The organism is Stenotrophomonas sp. 116085_Sma (genome assembly GCF_056479585.1).
The window spans coordinates 3,216,474-3,233,715 of record NZ_CM151057.1; the positions used below are offsets into that span (position 1 = coordinate 3,216,474).

General features: G+C 62.1%; 19 protein-coding genes and 1 riboswitch. Of the genes, 9 read left to right on the forward strand and 10 right to left on the reverse strand.

The window, feature by feature from the left end; genetic code table 11:
* Window positions 1-8: 8 nt before the first annotated feature.
* Window positions 9-1,028, forward strand: coding sequence for an IS110 family RNA-guided transposase (locus ACZK0Z_RS15075; RefSeq protein WP_197632356.1), 1,020 nt, complete (start codon window positions 9-11; stop codon window positions 1,026-1,028).
* Window positions 1,029-1,544: 516 nt separating this feature from the next.
* A complete protein-coding gene (locus tag ACZK0Z_RS15080; protein WP_197865088.1) occupies window positions 1,545-4,193 on the forward strand; it encodes an AAA family ATPase in 2,649 nt (882 codons plus the stop codon).
* Between the two features lie 51 nt (window positions 4,194-4,244).
* On the opposite strand, the gene ACZK0Z_RS15085 is transcribed toward ACZK0Z_RS15080, so the two are convergent.
* A complete protein-coding gene (locus ACZK0Z_RS15085; RefSeq protein WP_197632354.1) occupies window positions 4,245-5,309 on the reverse strand; it encodes a PDDEXK nuclease domain-containing protein in 1,065 nt (354 codons plus the stop codon).
* Window positions 5,306-6,508, reverse strand: a complete 1,203-nt coding sequence (locus ACZK0Z_RS15090; RefSeq protein WP_197632353.1) for a tyrosine-type recombinase/integrase — start codon at window positions 6,506-6,508, stop codon at window positions 5,306-5,308. The genes ACZK0Z_RS15085 and ACZK0Z_RS15090 overlap by 4 nt, the downstream gene beginning before the upstream one ends.
* A gap of 383 nt (window positions 6,509-6,891) precedes the next feature.
* On the opposite strand from ACZK0Z_RS15090, the gene ACZK0Z_RS15095 reads away from it, so the two are divergent.
* On the forward strand, window positions 6,892-7,737 hold the full coding sequence (locus ACZK0Z_RS15095) for a tyrosine-type recombinase/integrase (RefSeq protein WP_336339775.1): 846 nt from the start codon (window positions 6,892-6,894) through the stop codon (window positions 7,735-7,737).
* Between the two features lie 36 nt (window positions 7,738-7,773).
* On the opposite strand, the gene ACZK0Z_RS15100 is transcribed toward ACZK0Z_RS15095, so the two are convergent.
* The 3 genes from ACZK0Z_RS15100 to ACZK0Z_RS15110 all read right to left on the reverse strand — a co-directional run bounded on the left by ACZK0Z_RS15100 (window position 7,774) and on the right by ACZK0Z_RS15110 (window position 9,652).
* On the reverse strand, window positions 7,774-8,322 hold the full coding sequence (locus tag ACZK0Z_RS15100; protein WP_197569452.1) for a hypothetical protein: 549 nt from the start codon (window positions 8,320-8,322) through the stop codon (window positions 7,774-7,776).
* A 3-nt stretch (window positions 8,323-8,325) separates the two neighbouring features.
* Entirely contained in the window at window positions 8,326-8,961 is a 636-nt protein-coding gene (locus ACZK0Z_RS15105; protein WP_336339774.1) for a hypothetical protein, read from the reverse strand.
* Between the two features lie 370 nt (window positions 8,962-9,331).
* The gene (locus ACZK0Z_RS15110; RefSeq protein WP_100448230.1) at window positions 9,332-9,652 is read right to left on the reverse strand and encodes a hypothetical protein; all 321 of its coding nucleotides are present in this window, start codon (window positions 9,650-9,652) and stop codon (window positions 9,332-9,334) included.
* A 425-nt stretch (window positions 9,653-10,077) separates the two neighbouring features.
* On the opposite strand from ACZK0Z_RS15110, the gene ACZK0Z_RS15115 reads away from it, so the two are divergent.
* Window positions 10,078-10,326 carry a hypothetical protein gene (locus ACZK0Z_RS15115; protein WP_049430641.1) on the forward strand — a complete coding sequence of 83 codons (249 nt, stop codon included), beginning with the start codon at window positions 10,078-10,080 and terminating at the stop codon, window positions 10,324-10,326.
* Window positions 10,327-10,489: 163 nt separating this feature from the next.
* On the opposite strand, the gene hemN is transcribed toward ACZK0Z_RS15115, so the two are convergent.
* Both hemN and ACZK0Z_RS15125 read right to left on the reverse strand, forming a co-directional pair.
* On the reverse strand, window positions 10,490-11,899 hold the full coding sequence (gene hemN / locus ACZK0Z_RS15120; RefSeq protein WP_049430659.1) for an oxygen-independent coproporphyrinogen III oxidase: 1,410 nt from the start codon (window positions 11,897-11,899) through the stop codon (window positions 10,490-10,492).
* A 44-nt stretch (window positions 11,900-11,943) separates the two neighbouring features.
* Window positions 11,944-12,384: a group III truncated hemoglobin gene (locus tag ACZK0Z_RS15125; RefSeq protein ID WP_049430639.1), complete on the reverse strand. Its 441-nt coding sequence runs from the start codon at window positions 12,382-12,384 to the stop codon at window positions 11,944-11,946.
* 179 nt (window positions 12,385-12,563) lie between these two features.
* Between ACZK0Z_RS15125 and ACZK0Z_RS15130 the strand changes: the two genes are divergently transcribed.
* Window positions 12,564-12,851, forward strand: a complete 288-nt coding sequence (locus ACZK0Z_RS15130) for a hypothetical protein (RefSeq protein WP_111203420.1) — start codon at window positions 12,564-12,566, stop codon at window positions 12,849-12,851.
* Window positions 12,848-13,897 (forward strand): 4Fe-4S dicluster domain-containing protein, encoded by a 1,050-nt coding sequence (locus ACZK0Z_RS15135; protein ID WP_197619666.1) that lies wholly within the window; start codon window positions 12,848-12,850, stop codon window positions 13,895-13,897. Before ACZK0Z_RS15130 ends, ACZK0Z_RS15135 begins: the two co-directional genes overlap by 4 nt.
* A 1-nt stretch (window position 13,898) precedes the next feature.
* On the opposite strand, the gene ACZK0Z_RS15140 is transcribed toward ACZK0Z_RS15135, so the two are convergent.
* Both ACZK0Z_RS15140 and ACZK0Z_RS15145 read right to left on the reverse strand, forming a co-directional pair.
* Complete coding sequence (locus ACZK0Z_RS15140; RefSeq protein ID WP_005408923.1) at window positions 13,899-14,135, reverse strand: hypothetical protein; 237 nt, start codon at window positions 14,133-14,135, stop codon at window positions 13,899-13,901.
* Between the two features lie 353 nt (window positions 14,136-14,488).
* Window positions 14,489-14,698, reverse strand: a complete 210-nt coding sequence (locus ACZK0Z_RS15145) for a helix-turn-helix domain-containing protein (protein ID WP_049430635.1) — start codon at window positions 14,696-14,698, stop codon at window positions 14,489-14,491.
* Window positions 14,699-14,809: 111 nt separating this feature from the next.
* Here ACZK0Z_RS15145 and ACZK0Z_RS15150 point away from each other — a divergent pair, with 111 nt between their 5' ends.
* The gene (locus tag ACZK0Z_RS15150; RefSeq protein ID WP_005408921.1) at window positions 14,810-15,211 is read left to right on the forward strand and encodes a transcriptional regulator; all 402 of its coding nucleotides are present in this window, start codon (window positions 14,810-14,812) and stop codon (window positions 15,209-15,211) included.
* Window positions 15,212-15,233: 22 nt separating this feature from the next.
* Window positions 15,234-15,297, forward strand: a riboswitch (Fluoride riboswitch).
* A 74-nt stretch (window positions 15,298-15,371) separates the two neighbouring features.
* Window positions 15,372-15,764, forward strand: a complete 393-nt coding sequence (crcB, locus tag ACZK0Z_RS15155; RefSeq protein ID WP_049430634.1) for a fluoride efflux transporter CrcB — start codon at window positions 15,372-15,374, stop codon at window positions 15,762-15,764.
* 3 nt (window positions 15,765-15,767) lie between these two features.
* On the opposite strand, the gene ACZK0Z_RS15160 is transcribed toward crcB, so the two are convergent.
* Window positions 15,768-16,601 (reverse strand): AraC family transcriptional regulator, encoded by an 834-nt coding sequence (locus ACZK0Z_RS15160; protein WP_197619684.1) that lies wholly within the window; start codon window positions 16,599-16,601, stop codon window positions 15,768-15,770.
* 134 nt (window positions 16,602-16,735) lie between these two features.
* On the opposite strand from ACZK0Z_RS15160, the gene ACZK0Z_RS15165 reads away from it, so the two are divergent.
* Window positions 16,736-17,230, forward strand: coding sequence for a DUF6265 family protein (locus ACZK0Z_RS15165; RefSeq protein ID WP_049430632.1), 495 nt, complete (start codon window positions 16,736-16,738; stop codon window positions 17,228-17,230).
* Window positions 17,231-17,242 lie beyond the last annotated feature (12 nt).

Sequence of the window (17,242 nt, forward strand, 5' to 3'; positions counted from 1 at the left end):
GATCCGAAATGCAGTTTATGCCCGTAGGGATCGACATTGCAAAGAGCGTCTTTCAGGTCCACTACGTGGACGCCGGGACAGGAGAAATCGTGAGCAAGGCGATCAAACGCGCCGTGCTTCTCGAGTTCTTCGCCAATCGCAGTCATTGCCTGATTGGCATGGAAGCATGTGGTGGCGCGCAGCACTGGGCACGTGCGCTGACTCGCATGGGCCATCAGGTCAGGCTGATGCCGGCCAGGTTCGTCAAGGCATTCAACATCGGCAACAAGAACGACGCCGCGGATGCTCGTGCGATCTGGCTGGCGGTACAGCAGCCCGGCAAGGCCGTCGCCGTGAAGACCGAAGCGCAACAGGCAGTGCTGGCGCTGCACCGGATGCGCCAGCAGTTGGTGAAGTTCCGGACGATGCAGATCAACAGTTTGCGCGGACTGCTGACCGAGTACGGCGAGGTGATGGGGAGAAGTCGGGCCGCGCTGAACAAGGCCATGCCGGACGTGCTGGAACGAGTTGCAGATCGGCTGCCCGCGGTGCTGGTGGATACGCTGCGCGAACAGTGGAATGGATCGGCAGCATTGGACAAACAGATTGCCGAGATCGAGCGACGGCTGCGACAGTGGATGCAGGAAGACCAGTCCGTCAAAGCGATCTCGGAGATCCCCGGAGTTGGGCTTCTGAGCGCGACGGCAGCGGTGGCGACGATGGGCGATGCCAAAGCGTTCAAATCGGGACGGGAGTTTGCGTCCTGGCTCGGCCTGGTGCCAAAACAAACTGGCTCCGGAGGCAAGGTCCAGCTTCTGGGCATCAGCAAGCGTGGCGACACGTATCTACGCACACTGCTGATCCACGGCGCACGCAGTGTCCTCAGGCATGCCAAAGAGCCTGGTCCGTGGCTCGACCAGATCAGCAAGCGAAAACCATTCAACGTGGTGATCGTGGCACTGGCCAATAAGATGGCACGCACGATCTGGGCGCTCCTCGCGCATGGCAGTCGGTATCAGAAGGAGTATGTGAGCGTGCGGCCCGCGTAGTGGCCAGCACGGCACGCAAGGCTTGACAGTGACGTCAAGAGGTTGCGTCGGCAATCGAGTGAGATGACAAAACAGGTCGGACCGGGGTTCACCAAACCTGAATCGCTGACAGAGCTCGAAGCTCGCCAGGCGAATGAGGAGTGAATCAGCGGATTTCATCGGGGCCCGCAGCGCATCAGGCTGCATCAAGGCCGGATATAGAGCTGCAGCCCATCCTGTGCGTCAGATTACAAGAGACCCCTTCGCAAACGGGAGGCGTTCATATAGTCAGCGATGTGGAAGGCTGGCGAATGCCAGTCCCGTCAGGGATGAGCGAATAGCGAACCTGGAGCAGCGCGACCCGGCCGTGTTTGCCGGCCCGGGGGACGCTGATGCAGTGAAGGTACTGCATGGATTCGCCGTTTCGGGCGATATGACGACACAACGGATGTCTTGGAATCTCTACCGGCCCCCAAGCAAAGGATTACGCTTAAACTGAAGTTACACTAAGTAACCAAAACGGGATTGGGGGGGAATATGTCCATATTGCAGGAGCTTCTTGTTTGGTCGCAGGGGTTGCCAACCTGGCAAAGTGACGCCGTTTCTCGCCTGCTCGCTAAACAAACCTTGGCGCTCGAAGATCATGAAGATTTATACGCGCTGCTCAAACTTGCACATGGGATTCCCGATCCGAAGAATCGCCAGCCGCAGCCCCTGACTGCCGACCAGATTCCTGCACCCGTCAAGGTGACAACGCATGTGGAATTGCAGGCGATCAAGAATCTGCGAAACGTCAATGCAATTGCGGAGAACCAGCTTCTCGCAGTGACAAGTCCTGGGATGACTGTCATTTACGGAGATAACGGTTCGGGCAAATCTGGCTATTCGCGCGTCCTGAAGCGCGCGTGTCGGGCACGTGACCAGTCAGAGGCGATCCATCCGAATGCGAATCTACCGGGTGCCAAGGCTGGCGGCGCAGAGGCGTCCTTCGATATTAGTGTTGACGGCGTATCCAAGGCGGTCGTCTGGCAAGAAGGAAAAGCGGCGCCGCCCGAGCTTTCTTCATTTTCCATCTTTGATTCGCGCTGCGCTCGTGCCTATTTGGACAATGAGGATGATTTCTCATATGTGCCTTATGGCTTGGATGTGTTTGAGGCGCTGGCGAAAGTATGCCAACAACTCAAGGCATCTATCGATAACGAATATGCGCAGTCAGCCGTGGATCTCACTGCCTTTGCCCATCTTCAGGGTGATACGGCCGTCGGCAAATTGATTGGCGCCCTATCATCCAAGACCGATAGCGCGCGGATCGAGGCTCTTGCCACGCTGACCCCGGAGGAACTGGAGCAGCGGGAAACGCTGGAGAAGAGCCTCAAGGAGAACAATCCAAAGGAGAAGGCCACCCAATTGAGACTGCTTGCGCGTCGCGTAGAAGTGATCGCCAAGAATGCCGGTGAAAGGGTGGTCGCGGTTAGCGAAGAAGTGGTTGCCAAGTTTAAGGTGTTGGCCGACGGATACCGTACCGCGCAGGCCAGCGCGGCTTTAGCTGCGAAGCAATTCAAGGAAGGTGAAAACCTCCTGCCGGGAACCGGTGGAGAGGCGTGGCGCGAGCTATTCGACGCGGCGAGAAAGTTTGCGCTGGAAGCCCATCCTGACAAACAGTTCCCCGATCTCGGGGCAGACGCCTCGTGCCCTCTGTGCCAGCAGCCGCTAGCAGAAGGCACCGAGCGGCTGCTGCGTTTTGAGGCATTTATACAAGCCGAGGCGGAAAAAACTGCGCAGGCGCGCCGCCAAGCTTTATACGTCGAGTACAAGCCGTTTGCCGCGTCGGCGATGACGCTGAATCTTGATGATGTGACGCATGCCGAGATCGTAGCAATTGACCCTCAGCTTGCGGCAGACACCAAAGAGTTCGAGGCGGCGTTGGTGGTGCGGCAGGAGGCTATCAAGGCAGCCGTTATATCTCATGATTGGAGCGGTGTAGGTCAGCCGCAGGCTAATCCGGTAGCTCGCCTTCAAGCGCTCGCTGGCAAATTGAACGCCGAGGCTGAAGCCCTTGAGAAGGCATCAAACGAGAAAGCCCGCGCTCTTTTACAGACGCAGCTTGCCGAGTTGGACGCTCGGAAAAAGCTCGGCCAGGTGAAGGACGCGGTAATTGCGGCGGTTTTCAAACTGGACCATCAGGCGAAGCTCAAGAACTGTCTGTCGGCAGTTAAAACGAATGGCATATCGCTCAAGGCGTCGGAGCTGGCCGAGAAAGTCGTCTCCAAGGAATTGGCGGAAGCTCTGAACCGTGAGTTCAAGGCGCTCGGCGTAGGAACATTGAGTGTTTCACTGCAAAGCCGCGCCGATCGAGGGAAGGCATTACACAAGCTGAAGCTGCAACTGCCTCAAGCTCGCAGCCCCGGCGATATTCTGAGCGAGGGCGAGCAGCGCGCCGTGGCCATAGGGTCATTCTTGGCAGAAGTCGGATTGAGTGGCGGTAAAGGCGGAATTGTTTTTGACGATCCGGTGTCGTCCCTAGATCACCGCCGGCGCGAGCGCGTAGCCAAGCGCCTTGCCGTTGAGGCTTCTGAGCGACAGGTGATCATCCTGACGCATGACATTTATTTCCTCTGCCTGCTTGTCGAAGAAGCAAAGCAGACGGGCGTTGCCATCAGCACGCAAAGCTTGACTCGGCGCGCTGAAGGCTTCGGCGTTGCGGACCCTGAACTTCCTTTTGAGGGGAAGAATGCGAGCAAGCGCATCGGCGCGCTCAAGGCTCAGCAGCAAGCCATCGCGAAGCTGCATAAGGACGGGGAGGAACAAGAGCATCGCAAGCAAACCGTAGATGCGTATTTCCGTTTGCGTATGGCGTGGGAACGAGCGGTGGAGGAAGTTCTCTTGCGCGAAGTCATTTTGCGTTTCCGCAAGGGCGTGGAGACGCAAAGACTCGTCGGCGTGAGTGTTGAGGACGATGACTTCGCCCGAGTCAATGAAGGGATGAGCAGGTGCTCGAACTACGCTCACGACAAAGCATTGATGGGCGGAGTCGCGGTGCCTGACCCGGACGAACTGCTCACCGACATTCTTGCCCTAGAGAATTGGCGTCTACTGGTTCACAAACGCTCCGAGGAAACAGCCAAGAAGCGTAAAGCTGGGCCGACGCCCGCGGCAGGGGCCGCAGTACCAGCGGGAGCGGCGTAGCGACAGACCGCAGCGCGGAACTGATTGACTAGGTCAGTGCGGCAATCGAGACTAACTGTTGTCGCCTCGTTGCTGCTCAAGTTGCAACCGTGCCCGTTGGGTCGCCTGTTGCAACCGTTCGCCCAACACCGCACGCGGCGGCAAGGTCGTCAGGTACTCGGCTACGTGGATGCCCGACTTGTCCAGCTCCAGCAGTTCGATTTGTTCGTGCTTCTTGCCCGTGCAGAGAATAATCCCCAACGGCGAGGCTTCTTCCGGTTCTCGCTCGTGCTTGTCGAGCCAGCGCAGGTAAAGCTCCATCTGCCCCTTGTACGCCGCCTTGAACTCGCCAATCTTCAACTCCACCGCCACCAGCCGGCGCAGCTTACGGTTGTAGAACAGCAGGTCGAGATGGAAATCCTCATCGTCGATCTGAATGCGCTTCTGCCGGGCGACGAATGAGAAGCCCGCTCCCAACTCCAGCAGGAAGGATTCCATTTCACGAATGATTGCGGCTTCGAGGTCGCCTTCCTGCCAGGTGTCCCGCAGGCCCAGGAAGTCGAGGATGTATGGGTCGCGCATGACCAGGGCTGGCGACATGCGCTGCGCATCGCGCAGGGCAGCCAGCTCTTGCGCGATCGTCTCGTCCGGCTTCTTGGACAGCGCAGTACGCTCGTAAAGCATCGAGTCGATACGCTCGCGCAACGTGCGCACGCTCCAGCGTTCGGCGCTGGCCATCTGCGCGTAATAATCCCGCTGGAACGGGTCTTTCAGCGGCAACAGCGCCACGAAATGCGACCAACTCAATTGTCGTGACAGCGTCACGACAATTGGCTTCTCCGGGTAGGTAGCGGCGAACTGCACCATCCTGCGCAGGTTCTTATCCGCGAAGCTGCGCCCGTAGTCTTGGACAAGCTGCTCGGCCAGGGTCGGCAGGATTTCCTCGCCGTACCCGGCACGCTGGCCGGCCAGCACCTCCGTATGGATGCGCTGGCCGATCCGCCAGAACAGCAGGGTCAGCTCGGCATTGACCGCCGAAGCGACGCGCTGGCGCGCCGCCTCGATCAGTGCCCGAATGTCGCCCAGCAGCGCCGACGGCGCCGCTGCCGAAGGAACGAATACTTTGCGCTTGGTCATGCCGTCGCCTCCGCAGGTTGCTGCTTGGCGCCGGTGATCGCCTTGCGCCGGTTCGCCACCAGTTCGGCCGCGTTGCGCACCGGGTCATCCTCCGTGTGGACGTAGCGCATGAACATCGCCACGGTCTTGTGTGCTGTCAGGGCCATGCCAACCTTGACCGGGACGCCCGAATTAGCGATGTCGGTCGCCGAGCGATGGCGGATGCCGTGGGTGCCGACCTTTGGCACGCCGGCGCGATCGAGGATGCGCCGCCACGCTTGGTAGTACGAATGTGGACTGAGCGATTTGTCGTGATCGAGGACGGCGGGGCAGACGTAAGGCGACTTGCCGTATCGCGGGGCTCTCGTCAGCAGCCGACGGGCTTCCTCGCTCAGTGGTTTGGACATATCGCCCGTCTTGCTGTCGGGCCAAACCACCCGGCCGTTAGGCAAGTCGAGCCAATCCCACTGCAAGAGCAGGATCTCCGACATGCGTGCGGCGAACTCGAATTGCAGTCGGACAGCCAGCAGGTAGATCGGATGTTCTAGCTCCTCGGCTTCGGCTTTGTCGAGATACGCGAACAGGTTGACCATCTGCTCATCGGTGATGAGGCGGGTCGAGCCTTTTTCCGGGTACTTTGGCACATGGCGGCACGGGTTCGAGCCGTCGGGCCGGTAGCCCCACAGCTCGGACAGGTTGAGCATCTTGCGAGCGAGCGAGAGCACGCGGTTGGCCTGCGTGGGGGACTTCTCCATGCGCTTCATCAGCGCGGTGATGTCGTGGCGCGTAACCTCGTGAACCTTCTTGCTGCCGAAGGCCGGGATGATGAAGCTGTCGATCTGGTACTGATAGCCGTCCTGCGTACTCGGCTTGTTGTGCGGCTTGGAGTGGTCTTCCATGAACCGGCCGCACAGTTCCTTGACCGTGGGGGCCTTGCGCGCCTCGGCCTTGTTGTGTCCGGGGTCGCCGCCGCGCCGGACTTCGGCCAGCCAGTCCTGGGCCAGAGAGCGGGCCTGTTCAACGGTCAGCTCGCCGAACTGGCCGAGGGCTGGTTTGCGCCGCACACCGGAGTTCGTGCGGTACTGAAGCATGAATACCTTGCGGCCGGTTGGTGTAACCTTGCACAAGAAGCCCGGAACCGTCGTATCCCGGAGTTCAACGTCGTAGGTTTGCGGCTGTGCCGCGTCAACCACGGTCTTGGTAAGTTTGATCTTCGCCATGAAGTGCTCCTGAAAGGCCCCGATTTCCAGGAGCCGGCCAAGAGCCAAGCGAAAGGGAACCGGGGCGGTTTGCATCGCGCACCGGGATATGATCGAACGCTTGGCTCCGAAGGAAAACCCGCCATAGCGAGCTGTATCCAAGCCAAGCAATACCCGGCGCGGACACCATCCTCTGGCTTAAAATCCGCCGGGGGCAACCCCATGCCGGTTCGATTCCGGCTCCGGGCACCATCGCATGTTTCGGGGAGCCAACGTGTTCGCCACGATTCACCCCGATTCGGCACGAAATCAGGCACTTAGGGCGATCCGAATTTCCGCGATCACCACGATTTGCCCGGGGTTGCCCGGCTACTCTCCCCAAAAATTCCCCATATGATGCGGCCATGGCCAGCATTCAACGATCAGGGAACAAGTGGCGCGTGCAGGTGTACGTGGCGGGCGTTCGCGACTCCACTACTAAACACACAAAGCAAGAAGCTGCGAAGTGGGCTCTTGAGCGCGAGGCTGAGCTGCGTGGCGGGAAACTGCCAGATAAGTCGCTGCGCGAAGCTATGCGCCGCTACGTCAAGGAAGAGGCGCCCAAGCGAGCTGGCGAACGGTGGGAGTCGGTGCGCATCGCCGCTTGGGAACGGTCCCTGCCTCTCTTGGACAGGCGAATTGCGACAGTCAGCAGTTCGGACATCATCGCTTGGCGAGATGGAAGACTTAAGCAGGTCAAGCGTGGGACCGTTGCTCGCGAAATGAACCTGATGCGGTCCGTGTTCGAGACGGCGCGCCGGGAATGGAAGTGGATCAAGCAAAACCCCATGTCGGACGTTCGCTGGCCGCAACAGCCTAAAGGCCGCGCGCGACGCGTATCTCCCACTGAGGAAGCCGACCTGATCGCAGCGTTCGGGCTCGACAAGGGTCTGTCGGCGGAGACGGCCACCCAGCGGACGGGCTTGGCCTTCCTGCTCGCCCTGGAGACAGCCATGCGATCAGGAGAGATCCTGTCACTGACTTGGCCGAACGTGCATCTATCCGAGCAGTACGTTTACTTACCCAAAACCAAGAACGGCGACGCGAGGGATGTACCGCTCAGCCGGCGGGCCTGCGAGATCCTGAGAACACTCCCGCTTGGCTTCGGGCCCGTCTTCCAGCTCAAGTCCCCCGTGCGTGATGCACTCTGTTCATTGCCGGGAAGGCCGTTGTTCAATACAGCGCGCGTCAGATCGCCTAATGCATCGTAGGCGCCGCCGGCGTGCAACTACCGGCGGCGCTTGTCCTCAACGCAGCAGGAGCTGCGCCTTGGCCATCTCAACGGTCTGAACGGTCACGCCCAGCGCGCAGGGCCCCGGCCCCGGGGCCATTCTGAAGGTGACCAGGGCGCCTCCGATAGTGGTGCCGACAAGCGAATTGGCCCGCGGGTCATGTGGGACCTGGAGAACGAGCAAATTGGGATACTGCGAAAGCAGAGTTCGCGTCGAGACACAGCCTCCGCGAAGGTCGAACGAAAGCTCTTCCAACTTTCCTGCAGGATCGAGCTGTAGCGCAACATTTGTGCCAGTGAGTCGGTTACCGATAGCCAAGTCGGATGTCCCGCCGCTAGGCAGAGGCCCATGTTCTATCGCAGCAGCACGCTTGACGCTATCTGCCCCCGCGACGGTCGCGAATGCGAGTTGTTCCACCTTCTTCCACAAAGCCGTCTGGTCTTCGCGAGACGCCGGTTCTGAGGCTTTCGGAATGGATAGATCCGTGCCCGCCGCCCGCACGTGCAACGGCGCCACATGGAGTATGGACAACGCCGCCAACGCAGTGAGAATGCTGGTCTTCATGGTTCAGACCTCCGTGCCGAAAAGGGATTGTACGCCGACGTTCTCGTCGTACCATTTCCCGTAGAAGGTTCGATAGTTCTCGCCCGTCAACGAATTGGTGTTGTTGTCGCGGAAACTGCTTCCAACCCTTTCGTCAAGCTTCTCGCCGCCAGCCAATATGATTGCCTGTAGCTGTGAGGCATTTGAAGCGATGAGCGGAATTTCTACCGTCTCCTCTGATGTATTCAAGATCTCTGACCGTGCTCTCCAATTGTTCAGAACAGCACGCCCCTCATCGGTGCACATTCGCTTGACGAATGCGTCCCTGGAACCTGCCAAAGATGCCGGCGCATCGAAAAATGCATGCCCCATCTCATGCGAGACCTGGCCCACAACCCCGTTGAGGCCATGAAGATTGTCAGGAGAACAGGTGTAGTTCATTACGTAGACGATCTTGTTGTCCTTATCAATCCATGATGCGTTGGAGTACTTAAAGGTGTAGGGGCCGTGTTCACCTGATTCATCAATGTAGGCGAACCATAGATGAAGAAATCTACGCATTCCCCCAATCCTGTTTGCACTGGCGGCTGCTGAGCTTTCGCTGGTGCGCTCATTACCAATGCCAATAGCAGTGTCCCAGATATGACCAATTTCATGCATGCTCCCTTGCGAAAAATTGGCCCCCCCCCCCTGCAACGCGACAGCGCTGCGGTTCCGATCCTAGGGGGATATTTCTCACTACGCAAAGCGTGACGCACGTTTCATGAGCGCGTCCGAAAGCGACAAGGAATGAAGGCAGGCCAAGCCCGGAAAGATCGGAAAAAAGCGAATCCCTGGATCTGTTAAGAAAAACATACAGGCAGAGTTCGCTATTCCTATTTATGCATCAATTAGCACTGCCTAATGTAGCCGCATGAGGTCGGGACGGCCGACCGAGTGGGCTTTTACATATGGCAAAGAATGGCAAGTGTGGCGAAGCAACCATGTCCGCTCCCGCGAACTCACAAGGAACCGTTGCCATAGACCGCCCTCAGCGGTCGTAACTCTTGCCACCCGTGGAAATGTCGTAGAGCGCTTGGCTATACGGCAAGCGGAGCAAGACGGTGCTGTTGCTGGCGACACCGCCCATCATTCCCAAGCGGCACAGCAGCGACACGCCCCCCATTTCTCGCTCACACATGGCATCGGCGCTGTCGATGAACTCGGTCTTGTTGAGCCGAAGGATGACCAGCGTTTTGCCCTCGGGAACAGCTCCGATGGGCTGGATGACGAAGATCGTGAGCTGCGTGTAGATCACGACAGCCAGTACGACAAACACGATGAGCAGAATGCTGACGGTCTTCCTAGTCATGGGATCCCCCTGTCCGTAGTCCCGGAGCGGATCATGCCATGGCTGGCTGAGATTGGAAGAAACGAAGGGCAGCACCAGGACCTAGCCAACTGGCCAGAGCCGGCAAGGCACTCGGAGCGGGCTCGGCAATGCGCTGATAGATCGAGGGCGAACGCTGGCTCAGCGCGGATTCCTGTGCCGTCCTCTTGGGCCTGACGACGCCGGACGGGAAGCCCAACCGGCGCGGCTTCCTTGAAAGGATTGCGTGCCGTCCCAGCTTCCCCGCCCCGCCTCAGATCGGAAACGAAAAGAAGTGGAAGAGGTCGGAGCTACTGCGGTGGGCAGATGATGAACGCCGTATGGAGCTCAAATTCCCCAAGCACAAAGGCGAGGAAACATGAGCGACGGATTTGGACACTAGAATTCAATGCACAAGAAGCCCGCACATGAAGCTGTCTGTCCTGATACTCCCCCTGCTGTGCGTGATCAGCCTTCCGGCGCTGGCGCAGTCCTACTCCGACAGCCGCCACAATCGCGACGGAAGCGTGGACATCCGCTACAGCGATGGGTCTTCCAGCCGCATCACGCGCGATCTGTCCAAGCGCGTGATCGCCGAGCACAGTGACGGCAGCCGCTCGCCCACCACCTCTGACCTCAGTGGCCGCAATCGCAGCACCTACAGCGACGGCAGCTAGTCCGACACCAGCACCGACCTGAGCGGCAGGGTCATCACGCAGTACAGCAACGGTGCGCGCTCCACCAGCACACGTGACCTGAGCGGCAGGTGGCGCACCACCGCCAGTGGTGGCATGGCCGCCCGTCATCCAGAACGCGGCGTCGGCAAAAAGCCCTGAGCGATCAGATCGCACGCGAGTAGCGTGGTTGCTCGTGTGCGGCGCGCAGGTAGGGGTCAAAGCACATCGCCAGCAACCGCAGCAGTGGTCGCCCCGGCTCGCTGGCGCGCACGACCCCCTCCCGGTACTCGGCCAGGCCGTCCTGTTGCAGCCGCTGCACCGCACGCAGGTCTTCGGCAAAGTACTGCTGGAAATCCACGCCGTGGCGCTGCCCCAGCACTGCACCATCCACCTCGCCCTGGCACATCAGCTGCTGGATCAGCTCCGCGCGCAGCTGGTCGTCGGCACTCAGCGCGACACCGCGCCAGACCGGCAACTGTCCCTGGTCCACCGCGTCCTCCCACGACGGCAGGTCACGTGGATTCTGGCTGTAGGTGGCACCGATATGGCTGATCGCACTGACGCCCAGGCCGAGCAAATCGGTATCGGCGTGGGTGGTGTAGCCCATGAAGTTGCGATGCAGCTGGCCGGCACGCTGCGCGCGTGAAAGATCCTCCTCCGGCAATGCGAAATGATCCATGCCGATGTACTGGTAGCCGGCCGCGGAGAGCTTCTCCACCGCCAGCCCCAGCAGCGCCAGCTTGTCTTCTGGAGAGGGCAACCGGCTTTCGTCGATCTGCTTCTGCGCGCGGAACAGATGCGGCAGGTGCGCGTAGCCATAGACCGCCAGGCGGTCGGGGCGCAGCGCCAGTACCCCGTCCAGGGTTCGCCCGAATCCCTCCAGGCTCTGCCCGGGCAGGCCGTAGATCAGGTCGACGTTGACCGAACGCATGCCGCTGTCGCGGCACGCACGGAGGATGTCCAGGGTCTGCTGCACGCCCTGCACGCGGTTGATCGATTCCTGCACCAACGGGTCGAAATCCTGCACGCCCAGGCTGGCCCGGTTGAACCCCAGCCGCGCCAGCATCCCCACGTCGCGGGCATCGATGAAGCGCGGATCGAGCTCGATCGAAAAATCGCGCTGCGGCGAATCGCTGAAGTCAAAGCGACGGCGCAGGCCTTCCACCAGCGTGGTCATCGCCTCGGCATCCAGGAAATTCGGCGTACCGCCGCCGAGATGCAACTGGATGACCTCGCGACCGTCATCGAACTGTGGTGCCAGCAGATCGGCCTCGGCCAGCAGGCGCGAAACATAGCTGTGGCCACGACCGCGATCGCGGGTGATCACCCGGTTGCAGCCACAGTAGAAGCACGGGCTGGAACAGAACGGCACATGCACGTACAGCGACAGCGCGCGTGCCAGCTTGTTGCTGTCGGCAATCGCCTGGCGCAGCGCCGGTGCATCGAAGCCATCGTGGAAGTGCGGCGCGGTCGGATACGAGGTGTAGCGTGGCCCCGGCCGGTCATGCCGGCGCAGAAGGTCGGGGTCGAAGGTCCAAGCCAGGCCACCGGCGGCGGGAGAGAACGTGTCCATGCCACCAGCATCGCGCCGGACGGCCGCTGCCGCCTTGACCAAGATCAATCCTTGGCGGCGATCCCCAGCACCGGCAGCCCGACCTGGGGCCAGCGCAGCATCTGGTAGCGCTTCCAGAAGGTATCGCCGATGCGTGCGGCCACGTCGTTGGCCAGTTCCTGCATCGCCGGGTTGTCGCATTCGGCCGTGGTGATCCGGAACAGCACCAGCCAGCGGTCGAACAGGTCCTTGTCCAGCTCGATGGCCATGTGCTTGGACATCGGCGAGCCCTTGAAGCGGCGGGTACCGCGCAGCATCGCCGACCAGAAGTCGACCAGCTGTGCCAGGTGCTCTGGCCAGTCGTGCACATGCGCCTCGAACACCGGCCCGAGGCGCTCTTCCTCGCGCACGCGCGCGTAGAAGTCGTGGACCAGGCGGGTCACCTCCTGCTCGGTACACAACCCAGGCGAGGCGACGGGGAGAACAGGCGGCGGTGTTGCGTTCATCGGGGTACCCAAAGCGTGCCGGCAGTGTGCCGCAGCGAGGCGGCACCACCGTTGATCCAGATCAATGTCGGCGCAGTCGGCTGCACCTAGGCTGGCACGCCTGCAGGAAGCATGCCCTGCGGATGCTGCGCCAACCTCGGCGGAGTATACGCGCCGCCCACTTTTCGATCCGGGACAGCATGAACAGACCCTCTCCCAGCCGCCGCCAGCAGCTGATCCAGCACTGGGGCGCCATCCTTTGGCCCAGCTTCATCGCCGCGGGCGTGGCCAGCGTGGTGTTCTTCGCCTTCGTCGATCCCCTGCGCCTGCAGGCAATCAGTTTCCCGGACACCTCCATCAGCCGCGAGCTGGGCTATACCGCAGGCTTCTTCATGTTCTGGACGGTGACGGCGCTGTCCAGCGCGGTCACCTGGTACCTGCAACGCCCCATGCCCAGTGACGACGACGACGAGCTGCCACTGGGATGAGCGCGCGCCCTACCTCGAGAACCAGGCCCCGGCACTGGCGCGGCACGCTCAGCACTGCCCTGCTGGCACTGTTCTACGCCCTGCCGTGGCTGCGCTGGGACGGGCGGCAGGCGTTGCTGCTGGACATCAACGCGCGGCGCTTCGACCTGTTCGGCTGGACCCTGTGGCCCAGCGACGTCGGCGTGCTGATCGGCCTGCTGGCGGTGCTCGCGGTGGGCCTTGCCCTGCTCACCCACCTCGCCGGGCGCATCTGGTGCGGCCATGCCTGCCCGCAGACACTGTGGCGCCGCACCTTCGACTGGATCGCCGACGGCATGGTCCGCACGCTTCCGGCACGCGTTGCGCGCGCGGCCACGCAGCTGGCCTGGGGGCTGCTCTCACTGTGGACCGGCATTACCTTCGTGGGCCTGTTCAGCCCGATCGCCGAGCTGGTGATCGCAGCGCCGCGTGCCGGCTGGAGCGGCTGGGAGACCTTCTGGGTGCTGTTCTACGCCGCCGCCACCTGGGGCAATGCCGGTTTCCTGCGCGAACAGGTCTGCCGTTCGCTGTGCCCATTCGCACGCATGCAGCCGCTGCTGACCGATCCACACACGCCACGCATGCTGTACGACGCCCGACGCGGCGAGCCGCGCGGGCCGCGCCCGTCGGGGCTGGGCGGCGTACTGGGCCGGGGTCGCGGCCTGCTCGACCCGACCACCGCCCAGGACTACGTGTTCCGCGCCGCGCACCCGCTGCTGGCCGGACCGATGCCGACCTTCAACGCCGATCGTCTCGGAGACTGCACCGATTGTGCCGCCTGTGTCAGCGCCTGCCCGATGCAGTTGGACATCCGCCAGGGGCCGCAGGCCGACTGCCTGGCCTGCGGCGCGTGTCTGGAAGCCTGCGCACAGCAACAGCACCGGGCCGGGTTCGGTCCGGGGCTGGTGCGTTACTGCAGTCCGCAGGCGATGGCCGGGCAACAGAAGCGCTGGTGGCGACCCCGGACCCTGGCCCTGCTGTGCTTGATGCTGACGCTGCTTGCCTTCGGCGCCTGGCGCTTGTTCTGAATCAACGCGGCCCGTCGGCGTGCGGCGGAACCAGCTGCGCACGTCGGACAATGCCCAACTGCTCGATGATCAGCGCCATTTCGTTGGTGAACTCGGTACGCTCGGTCCCCTGCGGGACGAGCCGGTCCAGCACCTGCTGGTAGGTATCCCAGAACGCCGGACCGCATCCGTGTTTGTGATAGCTGGCTTCCAGTTCGCGGCGTACCCGTTCAGCCAAGCCATGCATGCCGTATTCCATACGACCTCCGTTGGACTTGTTCTGCATCGTTGACGGTCTACCGACTCACTTGCGTGCTACTGAAAGACTCCCGGGCTTCACGTCCGGTTGATCCAAATTAGTCACAGATTTCACGACAGGTCAATTACATGCAGCGACTTTCGCGATTGAAATTATTAATCGTTCACGAAACTACATACGGGACCCCGCCCCTCCCGGATGGGGTGAAGCCGACAACGCGACCCAGGCACCTGGCACGGCAGCCGGTAGGCGTCGACGATCGGTACTGCCAGAACGATCAGTTTTTCCTATTTTGCTAAGTGTACTTAGCAGAACGCGCTTAGCGTGCTAAATGCGACAAAAGGCGGCGTAATTCAGATGGATTCGACTTCGGCGGCGGCAGTTGCGGGGAACAGGTTCGGGTAGCGCTGATGCAGGATGTACTGCCGCAGAGCCGGAATCGGAAAGTCTTTCGGCCATTGCGATACTGCGGAACGGCTGATGCCGAAGAAGCGCGCCAGCTCCGCATCGGTCTGGAATCCCAGCCGCGTGCGAACCTGCCGCTTGTTCCAGAATTCGGTCATGGTCTGCCCTTCTGTTAACCAGACTTATTCTTGCGGCAAGGATTCTTCGCATTCCACGCGTTAAGCTGGCTTGCATAGATGAATACTCTCGGCCAACGACTCGCCGCCGCCATGAAGAAAGCCGGGCACCCCCGCCCGGCCGATCTGGCCCGCGCCGCCAAATCCACCACGGCAACCATCAGCAACTGGCTCAACGACCATGTCAGTGCGTCCCATGTGAAAGCCGAGCAGCTGTTCCGCATCGCAGATGCGGCCAAGCTGGACGCACGCGAGCTGCTGTACGGAGTGAACGGGCGCGGCGTCGGGGAGCCGGGTAACGCCTACATTCCCAGCCAGGCCCACCTGGATGTATGGCAGGACGCCTACGAGCTGGTCAGTCACTTGGTGGCCGAGAATGGCCTGGAAATCGACCACCGCCGCCACGCGGCGCTGGACCTGCTCGCGTTCGAACTGCTGATGGATGGCTTCAGCCGCAGCAAGGTCGCCCGCGTGCTGACCACCTCGATGACGTGAATGCACTACCGCTGGTAGCATGGACCACGATGGGGATGGGGCTCCCCCGATAACCGCCTGAGAAGGCTGATGGCTCCTGCCAAGACGAACCCGGTGTTCGTCGATGGCAGGCCGTGCCTGCCCTCGGCGTTCGCCATCGACCCTGCACTCGAGGCACGCGATGCAAACGCTGAACAACTATGTCCTGGTCTTCATCGGAGGTGGCATCGGCGCCTGCCTTCGCCATGCCTGCAACCTGATCGGCGCCCGGGTGGCCGTCGGCAGCCCCTGGCCGTGGTCGACCTTCCTGATCAACATCAGCGGCGCGCTGCTGATGGGCGTGGTGGTCGAGGTCTTCGCGATGCGCAATGGCGCCTCGCCGCAGCTGCGCCTGCTGCTCGCCACCGGCATCCTCGGCGGCTACACCACGTTCTCCACCTATGCGCTGGAGATCGGCCTGCTGCTGCAGCGCGGCCAGCATGGGCTGGCCGCGCTGTATGCCGGTGGCTCGGTGGCACTGGGCCTGGCCGGCCTGTTCGGTGGCATGAAGCTGGCCCGGCTGGTCCTGGGCTGAGGCTCAGGCCGCGCCAGCACGCGCCTGTCCGCGCCATTCGCGTGGTGACTGCCCCGTGTGCGCCTTGAACGCGCGCGAGAGTGCCGCCTCGCTGCCATAGCCCACCTCGTCGGCAATCCGCTTCAGCGGCCGGCCCTGGCGCAGCGCCTGCTGTGCCAGCCCAACCCGCCAGCCCTGCAGGTACTGGCCCGGGGTGGTCCCCATCGCTTCGCGGAAGCTGGCGGCGAACACGCTGCGTGACATCCCGGCCACCTCGGCCAGATCTTCCAGCGTCCATCCCTGCGCCGGGGCTTCATGCATCGCCACCAGCGCCAGCCGCAATCGCGGATGGCCAAGCCCAGCGAACAGACCGCCGCGCATTTCGCCACCTTCCATCAGCTGGCGCAGCACCTGGATCATCACCACCTCGAACAGACGGTTGACCATCGCCGCTCGCCCGCAACGCTGCTCGAACGCTTCTTCGAACAACAACTCCAGGGCCGCCTTGCCGCCATACAGCTCGGCCAGTGGCAGGCAGATGAAATCAGGCAGCGCGGCACTGATCGGATTCAGCCGGCCGCCTTCGAAATGCAGGTTCGCGCAGGCCATGTCGGCGCCCTGCTGAGGATCGGTACTGAAGCGGTGCGGCATCGGGCGCGGGTACAGCAGCAGGCTGGGCACCTCGACCTGTACGGTCTGCTGGCCATGACTGACCTGCAGCGGGCCACGTCGCACCAGGTGCAGTTGGCCGGCCTCATCCTCGCCGTCCAGCGTGTTGATGCCGCACAGCGCACCGGCATGGAACACCGAGGCGGTGACCGCGAAGCGTTCAAGCAGAATGGCGAGGCGATCGACCATGGCGGGACGTTGGGTCAAGCGAGACAGGCTCAGTGCGACAGATCGTATCGGAATCACTGCAGGAAAGGAGGGCACTGGCCGGGCGGTCCACCGGGCGCTATACAGGCCCCAGATTCCCGCGCATTGAGGCACCGATGTCGATCCGCATCGCCCCGGCCCTGCTGACGCTGCTGCTTGCGGTGGCCCACGCACAGGCCTCGCCGCCGTCGAAGATCGAACACCTGGCCTGGCTGGCCGGCTGCTGGCAACTTGACGGGCAGCCGCCCGGCGCCGGCGAGCAGTGGTCCAGCCTTGCTGGAAACACCCTGTTCGGCAGCAGCCGCAGCCTGCGTGACGGGCGAACCGTCGGCTTCGAATTCATGCAACTGCGCCAGCACGATGATGGGCGCCTGGTACTGACCGCCCTGCCCTCTGGCCAGAACGCCACGGACTTCAACGCCACGCGGGTCGATGGCAACGAGGCGGTGTTCGAGAACCCGACCAACGACTTTCCGCAGCGCATCCGCTACCGGCGCCTGGACGAGCAGCGGGCGCATGCGCGCATCGAGATCGCGCAGGACAATCCGGCACAGGCGATCGACTTTCCCATGCATCGCGTCGCCTGCGGTGGACCGGCGCCCGCGCGCTGATCCGCTTCCAGG